Raw genomic sequence first — 19,282 nt, 5'->3', positions numbered from 1 at the left:
GAAATACCTCAACAATGGTATTGAATCCGATCATGCCCCCATCAAGAAACTCCTTGCAGGCACCGGCGGTTTTAAAAAACGAAAGCGTGCCTGGTCAACCCTTCAGGGATTCGAATCTCTACGGATGTTGAATAAAGGCCAGTTTGATTTTTGGTTACGTCAGGATGAGCGTAAAGTGCTTGTGCGGGAGAGATCCGCCTTCATGAATCGACTCTTTAATGTCGAGGTAATTTACACGTAATTTCAGGAAGCGGCGGGGTGAAATCCGCCCGATTGAATTTTTTGCAACAACCCCTCCCAAGCAGCAACGCCTTCTTGGCAAAGTTCAAGTTCTTGACCGACTGCACCACAAGAGATCGATATCGTCTCCGAAAATGCATTGACACTTAACAACATTGAAGCGGCAAGCGCTCCGAAGATAGCACGTTTCATGGATTACTCCCTGTCATGTCATCCCGGTTTTACCTCAACGTAATCAATTAGTTTTCCAGCAAGAGACGGGCACTTCGAGCTCATTGCTCTTTTCTGCACTCTGCCCTTGTTGGTGCTGAATTGCCGTTGAGTAGGTATTTCTGCCAGTCAGCCATCCCACAGGAACCGATGAATAAAACGGTACTTCCAGCACCATTCTTTGCGTATTCACCGACTCCATGTATCGCAGGTTCGTTCGATGGGAATTTTCTGTAAACCGTAGTAACGCATGCCAATTTTCAAAGCCTTGTTCATGCGCGATGCACTCCAGCGCTTGCATGTGCGTACACTGGTGCTGACGCTTGAGAGCTTTTGCCTGACGTTTCAACGTTTTGATATCGAGCATAATTGGGCTTTTGGGTGTCACTATGGTTTCAACATTACCGACAAAAAACGCACACGGCGGCCCACTCGCTGTATACATCCCTTCCGGGTGACAACCAATTCATTTGATTTATGTAGAAGGTAGATATTGCGTTGCTTTGCCAGCGTGGGCGGCAGGCCGATATCCGCGGCTCAATTCAAACGCTAGCATTCAATTAACATCGACGCAACATCGCCAGTGGGGATTCTCGGCACGTCCGCAAAATGAAGACAAAAAAAAACGAGCCAGAAGGCTCGTTGAAAGGTTAGCAAAGTGCATCTGGGAGCCCGGATGCCAATAGGACAAAGGTATCTATTCGCCTTCAATCCTAGACGCCCCACCCCGCTCCCATGTCAGTGTACTGTCAGCACTCGGTGAGAGTTTTATCCTCCAGAGGCCACTTCATCCAAGACTTGTAACACACTGGAATCCAGATGGCCGTCAAAGACCTGTCGACACACCTTACGGCGAACCGCAAGGCCGGAAATCAAACGTTCGATCGACAAATGTTTTTCATCTTGATGGCCGTTGTAGAACTCAATCGTCTTACTCAAGGTTTCGTAAGGCATGACTTCGCCATCTACCCTCAGCCAATCCAGTTTATCCATGAACGCCTGACACTCTTCCGTGATCGTGGCTGCGGGATGCCCTGTCATGGCGGACAATGCCGTTATACTGCGTTGCAGTGCCTCCGGAGAGGTGTACTTAGACAAAGTAATGGTCAACTCGTCGGCATTGATCTCGACAAGGTGTTTGCGCTGCTTAACGCGGCGCCCCAAACGGCCTCCACGCTTTTCTTTGCGTTGAATAGGCTCGAATTCCCCGTCAATGATCTCGGAAAGCTGATCAAGGTCCTGCTTTGGCAAGATCTCATTGCGAAGCGGGTTAGGCATGGTCGGTGCCAAGGATCGTTTCCCTTCGTTGTACGTTTTCGCACGCGAGAAACGAATCACCTCATCCACGTTACATTTGATGTCTATGCGGTAATCCGGATGCTTTTTGTCATCATCCATGCGATATACCGTCAAGTGATAGCCATACAAATTCACTGCAAAGACATCTTCAGCCTGTGTTTCTTTCTTCGCCATTTTACGAAGCTCGCGAACCAAATCACTCGAAAAACGTCGCCATTCGATGTTTCTCGCCATTTTCTGATTCAGGTCGCTCAAGGTTATGGAATCTTCAAGACGACGCGACATACGGCTTCTGAAGAGGCTATACAGCTGGAATACCAAGGTATGCTGACGCAAAATTTCTGGTGGGAACAAGAAAAAGTAATCGCGAGTCATCAGCTCTTCGAAAAATGAAGGCTCCCAAACCATGATATAAAGATTCGGTTTAATACGAATTTCCCCATCATCCCCTTCTCTCGGCGCTTCTTCGGATGCAGTGATCGTTCGAGCGATAAATCGGAATCGATCACTCTTAAACCCTTCGGGCATATTTTCACTCATCCAACGACCTGTCAGTTCGTGAAGTTGAAAATCAGTAAATTCAATACGATCGATGCTTTCACGGATTGAATCCCTGGCAGGGCCGCTATCTTTCTTGCCTCTTAAAGACAAAATATCCGTGATATAAACTGGTGTTTTATTGCCAATTTTTTGAGTTTGAAGCTCGTAATTTGGCAAATGATGATCATGGTATTGCACGGTCAACGTAAACAGCGCGAAAAGTGTCATTAGATCGTCGACAGTCATGATCGACTTCGAAGATCGTGTTTCGATGATCGCTTTCGAACCACTGATCGCGACCATTGATTTTTGATAACTTTTTTTGGTCCTCGGAGGAGCCAATGCCTGATCAATGATCCCAGCCCAGCTTGTCGGAGAAATGAGAATTTGATCCTTCTCATCAGGCATCATAGGTGGAATGCCTAAACCATGCTCATGTAGCAGTTGCTTGTTAACGTGATTTTGTGCCAACGCCTTGGAGCGCTTCTGTTTCGCAATGACTTTGGTTTTCTCAGACTGCAAACCTGCAGAGCCCAGCACAGAGATCAATTGGCTTGGGTTAACAAAGCGATGAAGCATTGTCTTACCAGCTAGCCCTTCTTCGAATCTCACGCCTTGTTGGGTAAAAAGTCCAATTTGCACAGCAGCACGTAGTCGCTGTTGGATAGCGGCTCGCGTTAAATGCCCGTCTGTTGCTTCAACCAGTTCAGTGGTAGAAACATACCCATCTTTCGATGCAAAGCCTCTCAAAGAAATGAGATTGAGTAGCTCAAGAATGCTCTTGGTAACGCCTTTGAAATGTTCGTACTGTGGCAACCAATCTATCAGTTGACCATGGACTTCAAAAAGGTGCCCATCTTTGTGTGATCGAGGGGCAGTGATCAGAATTTTTTCTGAAGGACTAGAGGCCATTCGCCACAGCTCCTTGTATGCATTAGTTTAATCAAAATACAGTAGGCCGTAATTGAGCCATCTTTCCGAGAAGATTAATAAAAAATGAATAAGAAAGAAAGATCTTTTTTGTAGGTTTCTTTTAACTGATCTTTATGATTAATAGTGATCTATATGATTACTTGATCTAATGATCTGGTTTTATTTTTGCCCGTAAGTCTTTGTTAGTATTCATTTATATTTTTCAATGATCCGAAAGAATGATCACGGAAAATCCAGAAGCATGATCATTAAGTCCTTGAAAGCATGATCATTAGAAGGTTGAAAACATGATCATCATCATTACGAAAGCGTGATCATCATAGTCACTAAAGCATGATCAAGACGCTTACACATGTTATCCACAGCCCTGATCACTGATTTCGTCGGTACGCGATTCTGGTTTGCACTTTTCTCTCTTCGACGCTCCGGAAAAATGATCAGGGTTACGCGTTTTAGAGCATTAAAGTGCGAAACTTCGTCGTTTTGGAGATTAGCCTATTCCGTTACGATGCCATCAATCGATTATTGAAATGACACTTGGCGTAATTTGGCCGCGCTTGAGTATGTGTCCGTGAACCGAAACGATGATCAAGTATGTTTCATTGAATTTCAATTGTACCGATATATAAGGATGGATTTCCTTGTTCTCGCTCTTTCATCGTGTTGATTGTCGATAAATTCAGTATTGAAAAGGCATCAGCCGTAATTTGGTCAGCATTCATCATCGTTCCGAACACACAATGATCGGTGCATCGAGATTTGACGTACTTGATCATCGTTTCGAAGAGCAAGGATCTTAATTCGTGAATTTTGGTGAAGAGTTGACCGTGATATCTATCTTGATCATTGTTCCCAGTTCTATCAAATAGGGTGGAACGATGATCAAGACAACATTTTCACTTTTTGATTCACGTACGCTGATTTACATGACGTACTTGATCATGCTTTCGTAAGCATGATCAAGATAGGCCGATTTGCCAAAAGAATAAGGCGTCATCATGGTTAATTTGCTTTTCTGTGGTTTTTGAAAAATTGACCGGCTACCTTCCGTAATTTAGCCAAACCTTTATAGCGTTCCGGTAAACACCGAGAAACTTTGCTTCAAATGTCAGTTTACATTGTAAAGAAGTGACGCTGTAACACTTAAAATCTGTAAGTTTGAACCTGCAATGATAGTCAATTTTTAATGCCTAATTTTCATCAATTTGCCATAAAGTGACCACCATCTTAAATAATCAATTGCACGTTCAGCTTTTTATTGTGCGACTCGTAAAATGCTGTACAATCCGTTTTAATTCTCTTTTATGGCGAAAAGAAAAATGAATAGGGAAAAGACGATAGAAAACCTGCTAACGATAGCAGAGCAAACAAAACAGGTTCAGGCTGATCGTATTGAAATAGTCATGGAAGAGCGTCATGATCAGCTCTTCCCGCCTATGTCAAAAGCAATGATGGAAACGCGTTCTGGGTTAACGCGCCGAAAACTAGACGAAGCCATTTCAAGAATGGAAGAGTCAGGACATCAGTTCACAAAAAATAACGCCAATCATTACTCCATCACACTTGATGAAGCGCACCAAATTATGGAAGCCGCGAAAATGCCTGCGTTCCATGAAGGAAAAGGGGCGGGGTACAAACCTTGGGTTATCAATATCCAGAACCAAAAAGGTGGTACGGGTAAATCGATGAGTGCAGTCCACCTTGCGGCTTGCATGGCGTTAAATTTAGAAAAACGTTACCGAATTTGCTTGATTGACCTTGATCCTCAAGGCTCTTTACGTCTTTTTCTTAACCCTCAAATCAGCGTGACGGAGCAAGAAGGTATTTACTCTGCAGTAGATGTGATGTTAGAGAATACCCCACAAGTACCGGACAAAGACTTCATGATGAAGAATGTCCTGCTGCCAACGCAATATCCAAACCTGAAAACTATCGCTGCGTTTCCTGAAGATGCAATGTTCAATGCGGAAGCTTGGCAGAATCTAGCGACTAACGGTTCGTTAGATATTGTGCAGTTGCTGCAAGAAAAGGTCATAGACGTCATCGCTGACGAGTTCGATATCATTATGATCGACACCGGTCCACATATTGACCCGTTGGTGTGGAATGCAATGTACGCCTCTAATGCGCTACTGATTCCTTGTGCAGCGAAACGCCTCGATTGGGCCTCTACGGTTAACTTTTTCCAACACTTACCGACAGTGTATGAGATGTTCCCTGAGAACTGGCCTGGTTTAGCCTTCGTACGATTGGTACCCACCATGTTTGAGGACGATAATAAGAAGCAGGTGTCCGTATTGACGGAGATGAACTACTTGTTAGGCGATCAAGTCATGATGGCAACAATCCCGCGTAGCCGCGCGTTTGAAACATGCGCGGATACCTATAGTACGGTCTTTGACCTGACATCCCAGGACTTCGAAGGTGGTAAAAAAACACTTTCTACGGCACAAGAAGCCGTTCATCGTGCCGGTTTGGAGCTAGAACGCGTGCTCCACAGCCACTGGTCGCAGCGCAATCAGGAGTGATAAATGGCTATCAAAACATCTGAATTAAATGCTCGCCTTTTTGGAAAAGTCGATAAACGTCGAGCAACAACTGCGCAAGAAGCGCAAAAGGCGGCATCTGAGAAAGCTGCGGTAATTGAATTGTCTATCGCGGGTGAATCAACGGCAGAGTTTGAGCTGGTTAAAATTCCTGCTTCGGATGTCAGTAAACGTACGTCCGTTTTCGCAGAGAATGCGCGTGAACAATCATTCCTCAATGAGCTTGCGCTGTCAGACATTCTTGTTACGTTAAAAGACCGTGGTCAGCAGTATCCTGCGGTTGGTCGATGGTTGGAAGGGGACAAAATAGAAGTCCTCGACGGTAGCCGCCGACGTATGTCTTGTATTCTCGCAGAGCAAGACTTCTTGGTTTATGTTGCTAAAGACATAAACAGTAAACACGCGAAGTTCCTTTCCGATGTCGCCAACGCACATAAGCCTTTATCTCTGTTTGAAAGAGGTAATGAAATGCAAGCCATGTTGGATCGTAGTGATGTCACTGATCAAAAAGAGCTGGCAAAAGTGTGTCAGTGCAGCGAAGCGTTAGTCAGCGGTGCTTTGAAAGCAGCGGCTTTACCTTTGTCGTTACTGCAAGCGTACCCGAGCGTAGGTGAGCTTGGTCGACCAACCATCGTTAAACTGCACAAATTGTATTTCGCGATGGACGAAACACAACGAAATGCGTTGCTTGAAAAATTGAATAGCAAGCCAGTATGGCAGTCAGTCGATGCTGTTGGCGTGAGCCGTATTACACGCGAAGTATCGCTGATCCTTGAGCAATGGTGCGAAGATTTAAAACCCTCTCGCCGTCAAACTGAAGCGATTGCAGTCGATCTTGTTAAAGGTCGCGCCAGTTATCGTCGTAAAGGCGATGCACTGTCAATCAATCTTAAGAAGTTAAATGCCGAAGATTCAGACGCCATTCTTGCATTTATCAAGCAGCAACTCGGTTAATATCTCTCTACGCCATTGAGAATAAACGTGCCCATGGAGGCACGTTTTTTTTTGTATCTAAATCGATTCCGGTATGATGACTTATTCGTAATAACATCAAGTCTTAGACGGGGACGCGAGTTCCAATGTTTGCGTTGTGCGGCGACATTTGCGTACACACAACCGTCATTGTTCGTTTTAAGGCTCATCAGTTGAAGATACCGTGAATACAGAGTTTGTTTCTGCCTTATTGGCGCTCAAAACATTGGCGAAGAAAAACAACGTGAGGTTTCCTGTCTTTGTGGAAGGAGACAGTGATTTTTGTGTCAGCCTCCTCAATGCATTGCCTGATGTCATTGTGGTGAGCGATGCTACCCATCATGCCAGTGTGTTGCCGTGGTCGAAAGCCAAACAGTTATTGGGGCAGGAGCTAGGTACACTCGCACTAGATATCCGGGAGTCGATTGACGTTGATAAAGTCTGTGCCTTTAGTGGTTGCGTAAAAGGGGGGGAATTGCTTCTCTTTTTAGTGACTCACGTTTATTCCCCGTTTACCGAACGTTTGTCGCGGTTTTATTCTCATCCCAATGCCGCTATCTTTTCTCAAAAATCAGGCGTTACTCTCCCTTCAATCTGTACTGAATATGATGTTCAAACGTGTTTTTCTGACGGGGTAACGGACGATCAGAAGATGGCCATTGATGCCATCAATAAAGTGCTGAACGGACACCGACGACGCCCCTTATTGATGGTTGCTGATCGTGGTCGAGGCAAGTCATCGGCCATGGGTTTAGCAGCGGGTCACATCATTGCTGAAAGAAAAAAGCGTATTCTTGTCACGTCTCCTTCTATGGCGAATGTCGAAACCCTTTTTAAGCATGCGGTGTTAGATGATTCATTTACGCGTGAAAGTAAGCAAAACATATCGCATTCGTCGGGCGGAGAGGTTTGTTTTGTGGCTCCCGATGCGCTGCTTAGAGAGCTTCCTTCATGTGACCTGTTACTTGTTGATGAAGCAGCGGCGATCCCGATCCCTATGTTAGACAACATCCTGCTGGCTTATAGCCGCATCGTGTTTTCTTCAACTGAACATGGGTATGAAGGAACGGGCAGAGCGTTCAGTTCCCGATTCAGAAGCATGCTGTCGACGTGCGCAAAAGGTTGGAAAGAATGCCGATTGGAAACGCCAGTCCGTTGGTCAAGAAACGATCCTTTAGAACAGTGGTTGTTTGATGCATTTTTGTTTGATGCCGAACCTGATAATGCACCGGAATGCGGCGATATCACAACAAGACAAATCACTTCAGATGACCTACTCAGAGATGAACCTCTATTGCGCCAATTGTTTGCGCTAATGGTGACTGCACATTATCAAACATCACCCAATGATTTGGTCCAGCTTCTTAATTCGGCAAATCAAATCATCATAGGGGCGTTCAATGATGGCGTGCTTGTCGGCGCGGCATTAGGAATGAGAGAGGGCAATTTTGAACCCGGATTGGCCATGGACGTTGTCTTGGGCAAACGACGCGCGAAAGGGCACTTATTGGCGCAAAGTCTGGCGTCTCATTCTGGTATTGTAGACCCGCTAGTGTCGTCCTTGCTTCGTATCGTTCGTATAGCAGTACATCCAAGCATTCGTCGTCAGGGTATCGGGAGCGCGTTAATTTCGGCGTTGGAACAGCAAGCACTCCAGGTTGGCATCGCAGCCATAGGCACTAGTTTCGGTTGCAATATGCCACTGTGGGCATTTTGGACTGAACAAGGTTATCACGCTGTTCGACTGGGTGTGCAAAGGGATGCCGCGAGTGGTAGCTATTCGTTGCAAATGATTAAACCTTTGGGTGAAAGGCTTCCTTGGATTGAACAACTTTCTGAGCTCCTTTCATTGAACTTTTTGCACCAACTATCTGAACAATACGCGGATATGGATACAATGCTACTCAACAGGCTGGTATCAAGCGTGTGTCGGGCGTCACCACCGTCTCTATTCGCCAAGGAGCAAATTAGGCTCTTTTCTCAAGGGGCGTTAGGGTATGACCTAGTGGTGGGTAGTCTTTGGCAATGGTTTCTCCATTGGCTTATCCGTAGCGACCACCACGATGAAATGAACAGTACGGGGTGTTTGCTTTTATCTGCCAAGCTATTACAACGTAGTGGTTGGGATTCTCTCGCAAAAAAATACGGATATACAGGTCGTAAAGACGCGGAAACAGCAATGCGGCAATGGGTCGCCATCGTAATAAATGACTGAGGAAATTATGCAAATAATCGCGGACACTCACACGCATACCATCTCTAGTGGTCATGCTTACAGTACCGTTATGGAGAATGCTAAAGTCGCAAAGTCTGCGGGTCTTGCTTTTATGTGCGTGACTGACCATGCGTCGACCATGCCAGGCTCACCTCACCATTGGCACTTCGTCAATCAGCGAGTGATTCCTGATGTCTTGGAAGGCGTGCGTATTTGTCGAGGCGTTGAAGCCAATATTTTAGATGAAGCCGGTAATTTGGATATGCCGCTTTATGTCTATCTCTACATGGATTGGGTGAATGCCAGTTTGCACGAGCCTGTGTTTCGTCCGGTTTCCGAAGCGGTGCATACAAATGCGATAGTAAACACTATCCAAAACGGTATCGCTGATGCCATAGGCCATCCGGGGAATCCGTCTTTTCCCATCAATATTGAAACTGTGGTTAAGTCGGCTGCCGAGCATGGAATTGCACTTGAATTAAACAATTCATCATTTAACGGCTCCCGTGCGGGTAGCGAGCCGAACTGTGTCGAGATCGCTGCGCTAGCTAAACAGTATGGCGCGTGGGTCACAACCGGGTCTGATGCCCATTTTGCCAATGACATTGGTCGTTTTGAAAGTGTTCAAGCATTGATAAAGCAAGTAGGCTTGTCACCTGACCAAATCATCACAAGCAGTGAAGGACTCTTCATCGAGTTTATGAATAAGCGGCACATGCGTAGACAGGAAATCGTAAAAGGTCTTCTGAGTTAATTTCAGAATTTACACTGTAAACAGCTTGTAGTTTCTCATTCGGCATCTAAGTTTCAATACAAATACTGTAATGGAACTCTCATATACTTGTTATGTTGCTGCTTTAACAGCTGTAAAGCGATCCGAAGGAGGCAGTATGGCTAGGAATATTGAGAATAACGATAATGATGTTCTAGAACACAAACATCAACCAAATCGCAATAAGCGCTATCAAGAACGGCTCATTGTCGGTAAGTCGGGGCTGCTTGCAAGAATATACCAATCACCCTCCGTTTCTCTGGTCGATCACGATGACGATTTTGGTCGTCGTGTATGCATCAAAGATGCAAGTAGAAGTGGGTTAGGCCTCACAACGACACACAAACTCGAATTAGATACGACCTGCATGATTCAAATTGTGGGTATGCCGCCTCTCAAAGGCTCCTTGATTTATCAAGAGTCATCGAAAAACGGTGAGTTTAGATGTGGATTTTGTCTCGACGAATGGTTATCAGAAGAGATTCATCAAGATCTCTCACTTTTCCGTTGATTTTCACACATCACCTCGAACTAACGTTATGATTCAAATAGTAAATAATTAAGTTCCCCAATTAATATGCTCATAGATTCCCAATTATCGGGTTGAGAAGGCGGCAGATTGGGGAAAAATTTCTATAATTCATTTATATGACACTTGCGCCAGTATTGAATCACCAACCAATAATTAAATGAGATCTAATTCTAACTTGGGCTTGGTGGTGTTTTAGTCTGAGTGTGTCATCTAGGTAGAATGCTAGTGTGATGTTTGTTCGTAATTTTAATGTTCTATTTTAGGGGATTACATGCTGCAACAGCTTTTGCGGCTTTCAAATGATGGCCGTAGGGTATACATGTCGGTTATACCCAAGGCAGACGAAAACGCGCCCCATATTCAGAAAAAACATATCGTTGAATGGTTGACGAAGCACAATGTCGCCAATTTTTTCCGTTTTGAAAAAACCATCGAAACGGTTCTTACCAAAATTAATGCCTCAAATGATGATTGGAAAGGGGAGCCAGATGATGTTGTTGTTGCTGAGCGTCGCGATGGGTCGGTTACCGCGCGTCTCGATGAACAGCAGATGACGGCGTTTCTACGTGTAGATGGTGCATGTGGCGGCAACCCAATTAAAGGTAATGATCTACTGGGTGCACTCAAAAAATCTCAGATTGTTCGAGGCGTTAAGAAACAGACTCTGCAAAAATTGCTAACGGCCTCTGCCCGTCTCAAACCTGGAGAATATTTAGAGGTGCCGATTGCTGCCGGAAAATGGCCGGTCGCTGGTGATGATTCAAAAATCGCTTATCTTGTTCAAGACAGTAAAGCCAGGGTGCTACGACCTCAAGAAAGGGACGATGGCACGGTGGATATGCGAGATTTGGGCAAAATGATTACGGTGCAAGAAGGTCAGCCGCTCGCTAAACGGATCCCCCCTACAAAAGGAATTGAAGGTTTTAAAGTTACGGGAGAAATCATTTCTACCACCCCCGGCAAAGATGCGCCATTACGTCTATTCCCTGGCAGCTTATTCAGCGCGAATGATGAAAACGTCATCATTGCTCAGACATCCGGTATGCCTATCTTGCATCCAGATGGCGTTGAAGTGGATAACGCCTTGTGTATGAAAGCCGTAACTGTAGCGACGGGGCATGTGAATTTTGAAGGCAGTGTGGTTATCAATGGTGACGTTGCTGCCGGAATGCGAGTTCAGGCGACAGGATCGATTACAGTAGGTGGTGTCGTTGAGTCAGCCGTCCTCGAAGCGGGCGGAGACATTGTTATTCACAATGGGATTCTGGGTCGCCAAGTTCAGTCTGATCAGGAAATTAATACTCAGATCCTCGCCAAGGGTTCCGTTGTCGCCAAATTTGCACAGTATACAAAAATTGTGGCTGTGGATGATATCACCATTAGCCAGCACGCAATGCACTGCAATACGTATACAGACAGTAACCTTATTATCTGTGATCAAGCAAAGCGAAGTGGCACCTTGACGGGCGGAAAGCACATTGCCCGGTGTGGCATACAGGCGGTGAATTTGGGCGCTGCATCCGGTGTGCATACATACATCTCCGCATTCACGGGCTTGGGTGACATCATCGATAAAACGTTGAGCATTACCAAAGAGCTTGAGCATGAGCATGAGCAGCTTATGAAAGTCAAAGATGCGGAAATTAAGCTGTTGCAACAACCCGCGAATAAGCGCCCTGATGAATTGATTGAGCGCTTGGCGTGGACCAAAACGCACCATTTCGAAAGAATTGCAGCACTCAAAGCCAAGATGGATTCCAGCTCCACCGAGCTCAGTACACTTTACCGCAGCCACTGTATTGAAGTATTTAAGGCCTGTTTTGGTGGTGTTCATTGCCAGATCGGTGATACACAGCTTGCAGTGACGAATGAGTACGGTCCCTGTAAATTTGTAACAGATGGGCGCGAGATTCAAATCGAGAAGCTGAAATAGCTCATGGGTTTACAGTGTAAATGACGATAAAAAAGCAGGCTATGTAGCCTGCTTTTTTTGTGGTGTGTGGGCTTAACCGACTTTTTGTACCTTACCTTCTTTTAGCGCTTGCAGCACTACGTGTTTAGGCCCGTCAGCGACGACGCTGCCTTGCTCAATCACGATGATACGGTCAACAACATCTAGCATGCCTGTTTTGTGGGTATTGATGATCAGGGTTTCATCGCGGCGAAGCGTGGACAATTGTTGCTTGATGTATTGTTCAGAACGGTTATCCATTGCGCTGGTTGGTTCATCCATCAGAAGTACGGGCGGACGGCCCAACATCGCACGAGCAATAGCGATAGCCTGACGTTGCCCGCCTGATAACTGCCCACCACCTTCACCCACTTGGCGTTCAAGACCCGCAGGGTCGCGCTGCGTAAACGTTGTTACTCCAGAGCGATTGGCTGCGTCCAAAATATCTCTGTCGTCTGAAAGTGGGCGACCCAAAGTAATATTGTCTCGGATGGACCCAAAGAACAAAACAGGGTCTTGCGGTACGCAGCCTATGTTTCGCCGTATGTCGATATTATGAATTTGGGTGATGTCGGTTTCATCGATGCGTACAGAACCTGCTGTGGGGCGATACAGACCCATTAACAGGCGGCTGAGGGTTGTCTTACCCGAACCGATACGCCCTATGATTGCCACTTTTTCACCGGGCAATATGGTGAATGACACATCGCGCAGAGAAGCGACTTCACTGTTAGGGTAGTTGAAGTTCACGCGGTCAAATTCAACCTTGCCACGAATAATAGGACGGTGGATGTAGCGCTGACCTTCTTCCTGCTCGGATGGCATATTCATGAGCTGCTCGATAATGACCATCGCAGATTTGGCTTGATTGTAGCGTGTCGACAATAGGGACAACTGCACCATTGGACCTACTGCGCGAGAGCTGAGCATGCTGGCGGCAATCAATCCCCCCATTGTCAGATCACCATTGGCGATGAGGTAGACCCCAAACACAATCATGGACACTGATACAAATTGTTGAATAAAGCCTGCAGCGTTTTGCACCGAGTCGGTTAGTCTGCGGGTCTTGATGCCCCAATTGGCCATGTGCGCGACGGCTTCTTCCCAACGGTATTGGAACTGACTTTCGGCTCCGAACAACTTGATGGTTTCAAGCCCGGCCAAACTTTCAATCAGATTGGCGTTCTTCTGCGAAGAAAGACGAGATCCTTCTTCGATTGTCGTTCTCAGTGGTTTTTGAATCAACATCGCATGAATCATCAAAAATCCTACCGCAACGATGGGAACGATGACCAAGGGGCCGGCAACAACCCAAATGATAAACAGGAAAAAGAACGCAAACGGCAAATCGATAAGGGCAGACACTGACGCGGAGGTGAAGAAATCTCTTATCGACTCAAATTCTTGCATGTGTCTGGCAAAGGCCCCGACCGAAGGGGGTTTAGCCTCCATGCGAATGCCCATGACTTTTTGAAAAATTCTCGCTGAGATCAGCAAATCAGATTTCTTGCCCGATATATCGATGAAGTAGCTACGAAGTAGTTTCAGTACTAAGTCAAAAATGAAGATGACGAACACGCCACTTGCTAACACCCAAAGCGAATCAAAAGCGAGGTTGGGAACGATTTTGTCATAAACAATACGAGAGAAAAGAGGGGTAGCAATAGCGAATGCATTGATGAAAATGGATGCGATGAAAACATCACGATAGATCGACCGTGACTCCCATAGCGTGCTCCAAAACCAATGCCCACTGCGCTCTTTTAATATTTCAGGTGAACGCTCGTCATAACGAAACTGCTTCTTAAGTAAAAAGAGCTTGCCGTTATAATCCTCGTTGAGGTCCGAGAGGCTGATGATATTTGACGTGGTTTCAGTATGAGGGGTGACGATTTCCGCCTCGCCACGTTCGTGATCGATGTCGAGTAGAACGCACGCCTCATTGTTTTTAAGCAGCAAGATGCAAGGGCAAAGCAGCAAAGAGACATCGGACAGTTCCATGCGTGCTTCTTTTGCATCAATACTCGCACGCTCTGCTGCTCGCGGGAATAAGAATGGCGAAAGGTAGCCATCTGAAATGGGCAAGCCGGAAACTAAGGCATCAGGCGAATTCGCCTGACCAAAGTACCGGCTAACATAGACCAAAGTACCGGCTAACATAGACCAAAGACTGCAATAGCGGATCTTTAACCATGATTCTCCAATTTCTTCTCGAAGATAAAGCCTTGGAAGCCGTTTACAAACAGCTCCGATAGCTTGTTTAACTGCGCTTCAGTTTCAACACGAGTAGCAATGGTTGTGATGTTGAGGTTATGTGCAGTCCGGCATATTGAGGCTAGCACATGGCTTTGTGCTTCGTCTTCAAGATTGCTGGTATACGCAAAATCAATTTTCACGTATGACGGCTTAAACTTATTGAGGTAGTCGAGGGATTGGAAATTTCGTCCATAGTTATCGACACCAAACCCAAAGTTAAAGCGGTGAGCCTGCTCTGTCAGTAAGCTCACATGATCGGGATAGCGAACGAACACACTTTCTGGAATTTCAAAGAACAGTCTGCCGGCCATGTCGCGGTGCTTTTGCATTACCGTTGTCAGCCAGCGAATGAACGATGCATTCGTGACACTGTTATGTGTCAGGTTAACTGCGATAGGGCCAAGTTTAGGATCATCGATCAGTTGCTCAATCATGTGTGCTACTACATAGCGGTCGAAAGACTCTCCCAGCTCTAACTGTTCAACAGCCCCCAGGAAGTGACCTGCACCGTAGTAATCATCACCACGTTCAATGGCGGTAAAGACTTCTTGGTGAAGAACATTCTGGTCGCTGTTAGACGCTGGCTGGAACTTAAACTTGAACCAGTCGTGTGCAATGGCATCAAGGATAAGAGTTTTCCATTGCTGTTTACCCATTGATGCGTCGTTTGTCGTTTGGTCAACGATGGACACGGGGTGATTCGGGGTGTTTCTCGCTTGAGTCAACGCGTTATCAACTTGCGCCAACAACTGACTGGCATCGCGATTTTCTGAGCTGTTAACGGCCAAACCAATAGCTACTTTCGGTGGGCTAATACCCATCGGGTCGTGCTGCATATCTGTGACAATTGCCAGTAAACTCTCACCTAAAACTTGTAAGTCTTCGGCACTGCAATTTGGGGCAAGCACGACAAATTCGTCTTTTGATATTCTTGATGCCGTAAAGTCAGCATCGCTAATGGTGGTGTTGAGCTTTTTGGAGAATTGGCTGACGATGGCATCGCCTTGCTCAAAACCTTGGTTTTGGTAGGTATCTGTGATGAGGTCGACTTTAGCCATCACCAAACCACCAATTGCAGATTCAGCTAACCAAGATTTTAACTGACCCACGAAGAAGCTTCTGTTACCTAGACCTGATACGGTATCGCGGTAGGCATGCTCACGTAACCGATCCGCTTCTTTTGCTTGTTGTTCAAAATACGCTTCCAGCTGATTGCTCATCTGGTTAATGGCCGTTACAACCATTTTTAACTCGGTCGTCGGTGGAAGGGGGATGGGCTCGCTGTTGAATTTGTTACGTGCTATATCCTGTGCGCGGTCAGTGATGGTTTTGAGCGGACGCAGAGAACGACTGAGTTGGGTGGCTATTATTAGCATGGCAATAATAAACAGTACGCCAATCCAGATCCCTAATTGGATGGTCGCTCGCCACATCTCCCGATAGGCATAGCCTGGGTGAGAAACAACGGTAACTTCAGCAAGCTGTAACCAACCGCTGGTGAATGTCCGCTCCTCCGTGATAACAGGAAAGAGATCGAGGGAAATATACCAGTTTGGGACTCCTTCAACGGTGACCGGATACTGGCGGATGATTTCGCTGCCATCGGACAACATCTTTAGCCGCACTTCTTGATAGAACCCGCCATCAAACAACGCATTGATAACAGACTCAGTTGCGACTTTGTCGTCATCTTCTAAATAGGGAGCAAGTGCAAGCCCCATAGAATTGATGGTGTTATTCACTTCAGCTGTTTGCTGAGTGAGGAGAAAATTTCGAGTGGTGTTTAATTCAATCCCTGTCACCGCGAGGATTAACAGGAAAAAAATTGCCAACATCCATGTAAATAGTTGTCGGTATAAAGTCATAGACATTTACCCATCATAGTTTTTGATCGGCCTATTGAGTTTTACTGACCCCATTCTTTGCCGGAGATCGTTCCACAACCCCAACCGAGAAGATTTGCCTGCCAGTTCACCTTTACCGCGTTCTTTCATTAACCAAAGTCGACTACCATTGAAACTGTAGACAGGTAGTAGATCTCTTCTTTTTGACGCTTTCAGGATTTTCGGATCAATATTATCTAAAAGCACAGGCTCAGAGGACGGCGTGGGGTAATACGCGACAACCATATGAAATTGATTCAGCTTTATTGCTTTAACGTAAACCAATCTCAATTTTTTATCGTCTATCCCTAACTCTCTGAGAGTGAAGTACTTAGCAATACTAAAGTCTTCACAATCGCCGGCGGCACTACCTAGAAACTCAAGCGGTGTAGCCCAGTAATCTTTTTTACCCCATAGGTCGATATCATCAACGAAATACAGTTGATTGAAAAAATCGTTTACGGCCACGAGTTTTTTTTCCTCGGAAAGGCTGCCAGACTTTGAAACGACATCTCGCCATGCAGCCACACGCATTCCCGCGCGTTCACCGTAAAATCCAGCGACCTTCTTTACCCAACGATTATCTATGTCACTGGTTGCAAAAGAACCAATCGCGGGTAAAAGGAACAATAAAAACAGGGAGACCCGTTTTTGCATTAGGCTTCCTTAGTGATTACTGTTCCCGCCGGGTGAAAATTGTCCATGCTTCCTCGATATCTCCTTTAAATCCTTTTACACGGCCAACAACGCGTCGATTCACAAGCTGGGAAGTCTCTGTGGTGTCGGCCAAAACCAAATCATCTTCACCAAGTCCAATGATGGTGAGGCGCTCGGTTTTAATTCCTCTATCAATCAGCTGCGCCTTTACCGCTTGTGCGCGTTGGACAGAAAGCTCACTGTTGTACGTTGTTGTACCCAACGAACTTGTATGTCCTTGAAGTTCAAGAGAGGTTTCAGGGTAAAGGTGAAGGAATTCGGCCATTTTGTCCAGTTCTTCAAGGTAGGCAGGCTCTACAATTGCCGAGTCGTTTGCAAACTGAATCCTAAGTGAACTGTCGTTTTCAGATAAAACGTAGGCGGGGCAACCATCATTGTCGATCACGACAGTGGTTGGTGTACCATCGCACAAATCCCGCACATTGATGACGCCATCGGAGTCGGCGTCGAGTAAGTCAGAATGTTGCTCCGAGAGAGGAGGGGCATTGACAGAAAGTGAGCAACCAGAGATAACCACAAGCATCCCTGACAGGAGAATAGAGTATTTCATACAACTAACCTTCATTATTAACGACAGGCTCTTGCCATTCCTGAGGCACATCAATCCGTAGCGCATCAAGTAACATGCCCGTACTATTCAGAACACGGTATTTGGCATTGATGTTGGCGTAGTGAGCATCGAGATAAGAGCGACGGGCTTCGAAAAGTTCATTTTCGGTGTTTAGCAAATCCAACAAAGTACGGCGACCGATTTTAAATTGCTTTTCATACGCAATGACTGTTTCCGAGGCCGCATCTACGTGATCCGCGAGAAATTTCTTTTGTTCCTCCGTTAATTCATAAGCACTCCAGGCAAGGCGAGTACTTTCTTTAAGTAAGCGGGCAGCATTTTCAAAAATGTCTTTCGACTTGTTGAGCTGATAGGCACTGCGCTTCGTGTTGGCCTTATCTGAGCCACCGTTATAGAGGTTCCATCTCATACGCAGCATGGCACTGAATTCATCAACACTTTCTTCAACACCGTTAGCATCGTTCGTCCAGCTTTGGTTGGCTTCTACTGTGAAAGTCGGGTAGAAGTTACCTTTGTTCTGGCGATACTGGGCGCGTGCAGCATCAATATCATGCGTCGCTAATCTGATTACAGGGTTCAATTCGAATGCGACATTGACGGCTTCTTTTAACGACGACGGTAAAAACAGTTGGTCGACCTCAGGATCAACCGGGCTTTCAATTTCTAACCCGACCAGCCGGAAAAATTCTGTTTCAGCGTCTATTACATTACTTCTCGCCGCAAGCATGTTGGTGATTGCTCGTGCGACACGAGCTTCGATTTGTGACAAATCAGCGGTTGAACCGATACCTGACTCTGCGCGCCTTTCGATATCTGATTTTATCTTCTCGTGAACACCAACATTGTCTTCCGATAAAGCCAATAATTGTTGAGAGAGGAGAACAGAAACGTAGGCTTCGGTGACGGTTAGGGTTTTATCTTGCGCATCAGAGAGTAACTGAAACCGTTGGGCTTCAGCTTCGTATTCTGTTCGATCGATATTGTTTAAGGTGCTGCCATCCCAGATAAGTTGCGTCAGGCTGAGATTAGCGTCTTTGCGATTAAAGCTTTTGTCACCCCCCGCCTTGGTAGAACTGTTATTTATGTATTCATAGCCGTACCCCGCACTCAGGTCGATATCAGGGTAATAATCGCCTTGGGCTGCATCGATGTCTTGGCGAGTACTCATAAAGTCATTGAAGGCGCTTTTTAGTTCTGGATCGGTTGCGATCGTTACGGCGACGGCTTCTTCGAGAGACATTGACCACGCCGAACTACTGGCAAATGTAAATGCAGTGGCGAGTATAAGCTTTGTTATTTTCAACATGCGATCTCCCTAAAGTGGGCAATAATACAGCCCACAAATAAATATTATTATTCCCGCAATGCGGATTTTTGCGCTTGTAATATGGGTTTTAGTAAGTAGTCCAACACGCTGCGTTTACCTGTAATTATGTCTGCAGACGCTGTCATGCCAGGGATGATTGGAAGTTCTTCACCATCACCTAGGTTGTTGGATGCTGTACGAATTTTTACCAGATAAAAACTGTTGCCTTCTTCGTCTTGAAGGCTCCGTTGCAAAGTTTTAAGTTTCAGGCAATCTAGTGTCACCTTCCTCGTCGTTTATTAAGCATGACTGATTTCAAAGGGCGTCACTTTTCTGGCC

At 45.9% G+C, this 19,282-nt stretch carries 15 protein-coding genes and 1 pseudogene; 7 read left to right on the top strand and 9 right to left on the bottom strand.

The features are described 5' to 3' along the window. Positions 1-241, top strand: a 241-nt coding sequence (locus B5D35_RS18620) for a DDE-type integrase/transposase/recombinase (protein ID WP_139367806.1), incomplete at its 5' end; no start/stop codon positions are given. Positions 242-243: 2 nt separating this feature from the next. Here the strand turns inward: B5D35_RS18620 and B5D35_RS18615 are convergent. The 3 genes from B5D35_RS18615 to B5D35_RS18605 form a co-directional block, all read right to left on the bottom strand. Beyond that, complete coding sequence (locus B5D35_RS18615; RefSeq protein WP_078754021.1) at positions 244-432, bottom strand: hypothetical protein; 189 nt, start codon at positions 430-432, stop codon at positions 244-246. A 43-nt stretch (positions 433-475) separates the two neighbouring features. Continuing rightward, the gene (locus tag B5D35_RS18610; protein WP_078754020.1) at positions 476-895 is read right to left on the bottom strand and encodes a glyoxalase superfamily protein; all 420 of its coding nucleotides are present in this window, start codon (positions 893-895) and stop codon (positions 476-478) included. Positions 896-1,218: 323 nt separating this feature from the next. Then, entirely contained in the window at positions 1,219-3,201 is a 1,983-nt protein-coding gene (locus B5D35_RS18605) for a replication initiator protein RctB domain-containing protein (protein WP_078754019.1), read from the bottom strand. Between the two features lie 1,340 nt (positions 3,202-4,541). On the opposite strand from B5D35_RS18605, the gene B5D35_RS18600 reads away from it, so the two are divergent. The 6 genes from B5D35_RS18600 (at position 4,542) to B5D35_RS18575 (ending at position 12,192) form a co-directional block, all read left to right on the top strand. Then, positions 4,542-5,750 carry an AAA family ATPase gene (locus B5D35_RS18600; RefSeq protein ID WP_078754018.1) on the top strand — a complete coding sequence of 403 codons (1,209 nt, stop codon included), beginning with the start codon at positions 4,542-4,544 and terminating at the stop codon, positions 5,748-5,750. 3 nt (positions 5,751-5,753) lie between these two features. Further along, entirely contained in the window at positions 5,754-6,722 is a 969-nt protein-coding gene (locus tag B5D35_RS18595) for a ParB/RepB/Spo0J family partition protein (RefSeq protein ID WP_078754017.1), read from the top strand. A 202-nt stretch (positions 6,723-6,924) separates the two neighbouring features. Further along, a complete protein-coding gene (locus B5D35_RS18590; protein ID WP_078754016.1) occupies positions 6,925-8,955 on the top strand; it encodes a tRNA(Met) cytidine acetyltransferase TmcA in 2,031 nt (676 codons plus the stop codon). A gap of 7 nt (positions 8,956-8,962) precedes the next feature. After that, positions 8,963-9,709, top strand: a complete 747-nt coding sequence (locus tag B5D35_RS18585; protein ID WP_078754015.1) for a phosphatase — start codon at positions 8,963-8,965, stop codon at positions 9,707-9,709. A 136-nt stretch (positions 9,710-9,845) separates the two neighbouring features. Beyond that, the gene (locus tag B5D35_RS18580; protein ID WP_078754014.1) at positions 9,846-10,238 is read left to right on the top strand and encodes a hypothetical protein; all 393 of its coding nucleotides are present in this window, start codon (positions 9,846-9,848) and stop codon (positions 10,236-10,238) included. A gap of 292 nt (positions 10,239-10,530) precedes the next feature. Further along, positions 10,531-12,192 carry a flagellar assembly protein A gene (locus B5D35_RS18575; protein ID WP_078754013.1) on the top strand — a complete coding sequence of 554 codons (1,662 nt, stop codon included), beginning with the start codon at positions 10,531-10,533 and terminating at the stop codon, positions 12,190-12,192. Between the two features lie 72 nt (positions 12,193-12,264). On the opposite strand, the gene B5D35_RS18570 is transcribed toward B5D35_RS18575, so the two are convergent. The 6 genes and pseudogenes from B5D35_RS18570 to B5D35_RS18545 form a co-directional block, all read right to left on the bottom strand. Continuing rightward, a complete protein-coding gene (locus tag B5D35_RS18570; RefSeq protein ID WP_101210353.1) occupies positions 12,265-14,370 on the bottom strand; it encodes a type I secretion system permease/ATPase in 2,106 nt (701 codons plus the stop codon). A gap of 26 nt (positions 14,371-14,396) precedes the next feature. Then, positions 14,397-16,331 carry an EAL domain-containing protein gene (locus tag B5D35_RS18565; protein WP_078754023.1) on the bottom strand — a complete coding sequence of 645 codons (1,935 nt, stop codon included), beginning with the start codon at positions 16,329-16,331 and terminating at the stop codon, positions 14,397-14,399. A 6-nt stretch (positions 16,332-16,337) separates the two neighbouring features. Then, complete coding sequence (locus B5D35_RS18560; protein WP_078754012.1) at positions 16,338-17,006, bottom strand: transglutaminase-like cysteine peptidase; 669 nt, start codon at positions 17,004-17,006, stop codon at positions 16,338-16,340. Between the two features lie 16 nt (positions 17,007-17,022). Continuing rightward, positions 17,023-17,616 carry an OmpA family protein gene (locus B5D35_RS18555; protein ID WP_078754011.1) on the bottom strand — a complete coding sequence of 198 codons (594 nt, stop codon included), beginning with the start codon at positions 17,614-17,616 and terminating at the stop codon, positions 17,023-17,025. 4 nt (positions 17,617-17,620) lie between these two features. Further along, positions 17,621-18,877 carry a TolC family outer membrane protein gene (locus tag B5D35_RS18550; RefSeq protein ID WP_078754022.1) on the bottom strand — a complete coding sequence of 419 codons (1,257 nt, stop codon included), beginning with the start codon at positions 18,875-18,877 and terminating at the stop codon, positions 17,621-17,623. A 113-nt stretch (positions 18,878-18,990) separates the two neighbouring features. Beyond that, positions 18,991-19,182 (bottom strand): annotated as a pseudogene (locus B5D35_RS18545) (HlyD family type I secretion periplasmic adaptor subunit); the annotation flags it as partial. Between the last annotated feature and the right edge of the window lie 100 nt (positions 19,183-19,282).

Origin of the sequence: Enterovibrio nigricans DSM 22720 (assembly GCF_900167155.1) — a bacterium.
Classification (GTDB): Bacteria; Pseudomonadota; Gammaproteobacteria; order Enterobacterales; family Vibrionaceae; genus Enterovibrio; species Enterovibrio nigricans.
This window is presented reverse-complemented; position numbering and strand designations above follow the sequence as displayed.

What these genes read in the sequence shown, in the direction of transcription:
- B5D35_RS18615 (WP_078754021.1), bottom strand. Translation starts at nt 432, where the DNA reads ATGAAACGTGCTATCTTCGGAGCGCTTGCCGCTTCAATGTTGTTAAGT.
- B5D35_RS18610 (WP_078754020.1), bottom strand. Translation starts at nt 895, where the DNA reads ATGTATACAGCGAGTGGGCCGCCGTGTGCGTTTTTTGTCGGTAATGTT.
- B5D35_RS18605 (WP_078754019.1), bottom strand. Translation starts at nt 3,201, where the DNA reads ATGGCCTCTAGTCCTTCAGAAAAAATTCTGATCACTGCCCCTCGATCA.
- B5D35_RS18600 (WP_078754018.1), top strand. Translation starts at nt 4,542, where the DNA reads ATGAATAGGGAAAAGACGATAGAAAACCTGCTAACGATAGCAGAGCAA.
- B5D35_RS18595 (WP_078754017.1), top strand. Translation starts at nt 5,754, where the DNA reads ATGGCTATCAAAACATCTGAATTAAATGCTCGCCTTTTTGGAAAAGTC.
- B5D35_RS18585 (WP_078754015.1), top strand. Translation starts at nt 8,963, where the DNA reads ATGCAAATAATCGCGGACACTCACACGCATACCATCTCTAGTGGTCAT.
- B5D35_RS18580 (WP_078754014.1), top strand. Translation starts at nt 9,846, where the DNA reads ATGGCTAGGAATATTGAGAATAACGATAATGATGTTCTAGAACACAAA.
- B5D35_RS18575 (WP_078754013.1), top strand. Translation starts at nt 10,531, where the DNA reads ATGCTGCAACAGCTTTTGCGGCTTTCAAATGATGGCCGTAGGGTATAC.
- B5D35_RS18570 (WP_101210353.1), bottom strand. Translation starts at nt 14,370, where the DNA reads ATGTTAGCCGGTACTTTGGTCTATGTTAGCCGGTACTTTGGTCAGGCG.
- B5D35_RS18565 (WP_078754023.1), bottom strand. Translation starts at nt 16,331, where the DNA reads ATGACTTTATACCGACAACTATTTACATGGATGTTGGCAATTTTTTTC.
- B5D35_RS18560 (WP_078754012.1), bottom strand. Translation starts at nt 17,006, where the DNA reads ATGCAAAAACGGGTCTCCCTGTTTTTATTGTTCCTTTTACCCGCGATT.
- B5D35_RS18555 (WP_078754011.1), bottom strand. Translation starts at nt 17,616, where the DNA reads ATGAAATACTCTATTCTCCTGTCAGGGATGCTTGTGGTTATCTCTGGT.
- B5D35_RS18550 (WP_078754022.1), bottom strand. Translation starts at nt 18,877, where the DNA reads ATGTCTCTCGAAGAAGCCGTCGCCGTAACGATCGCAACCGATCCAGAA.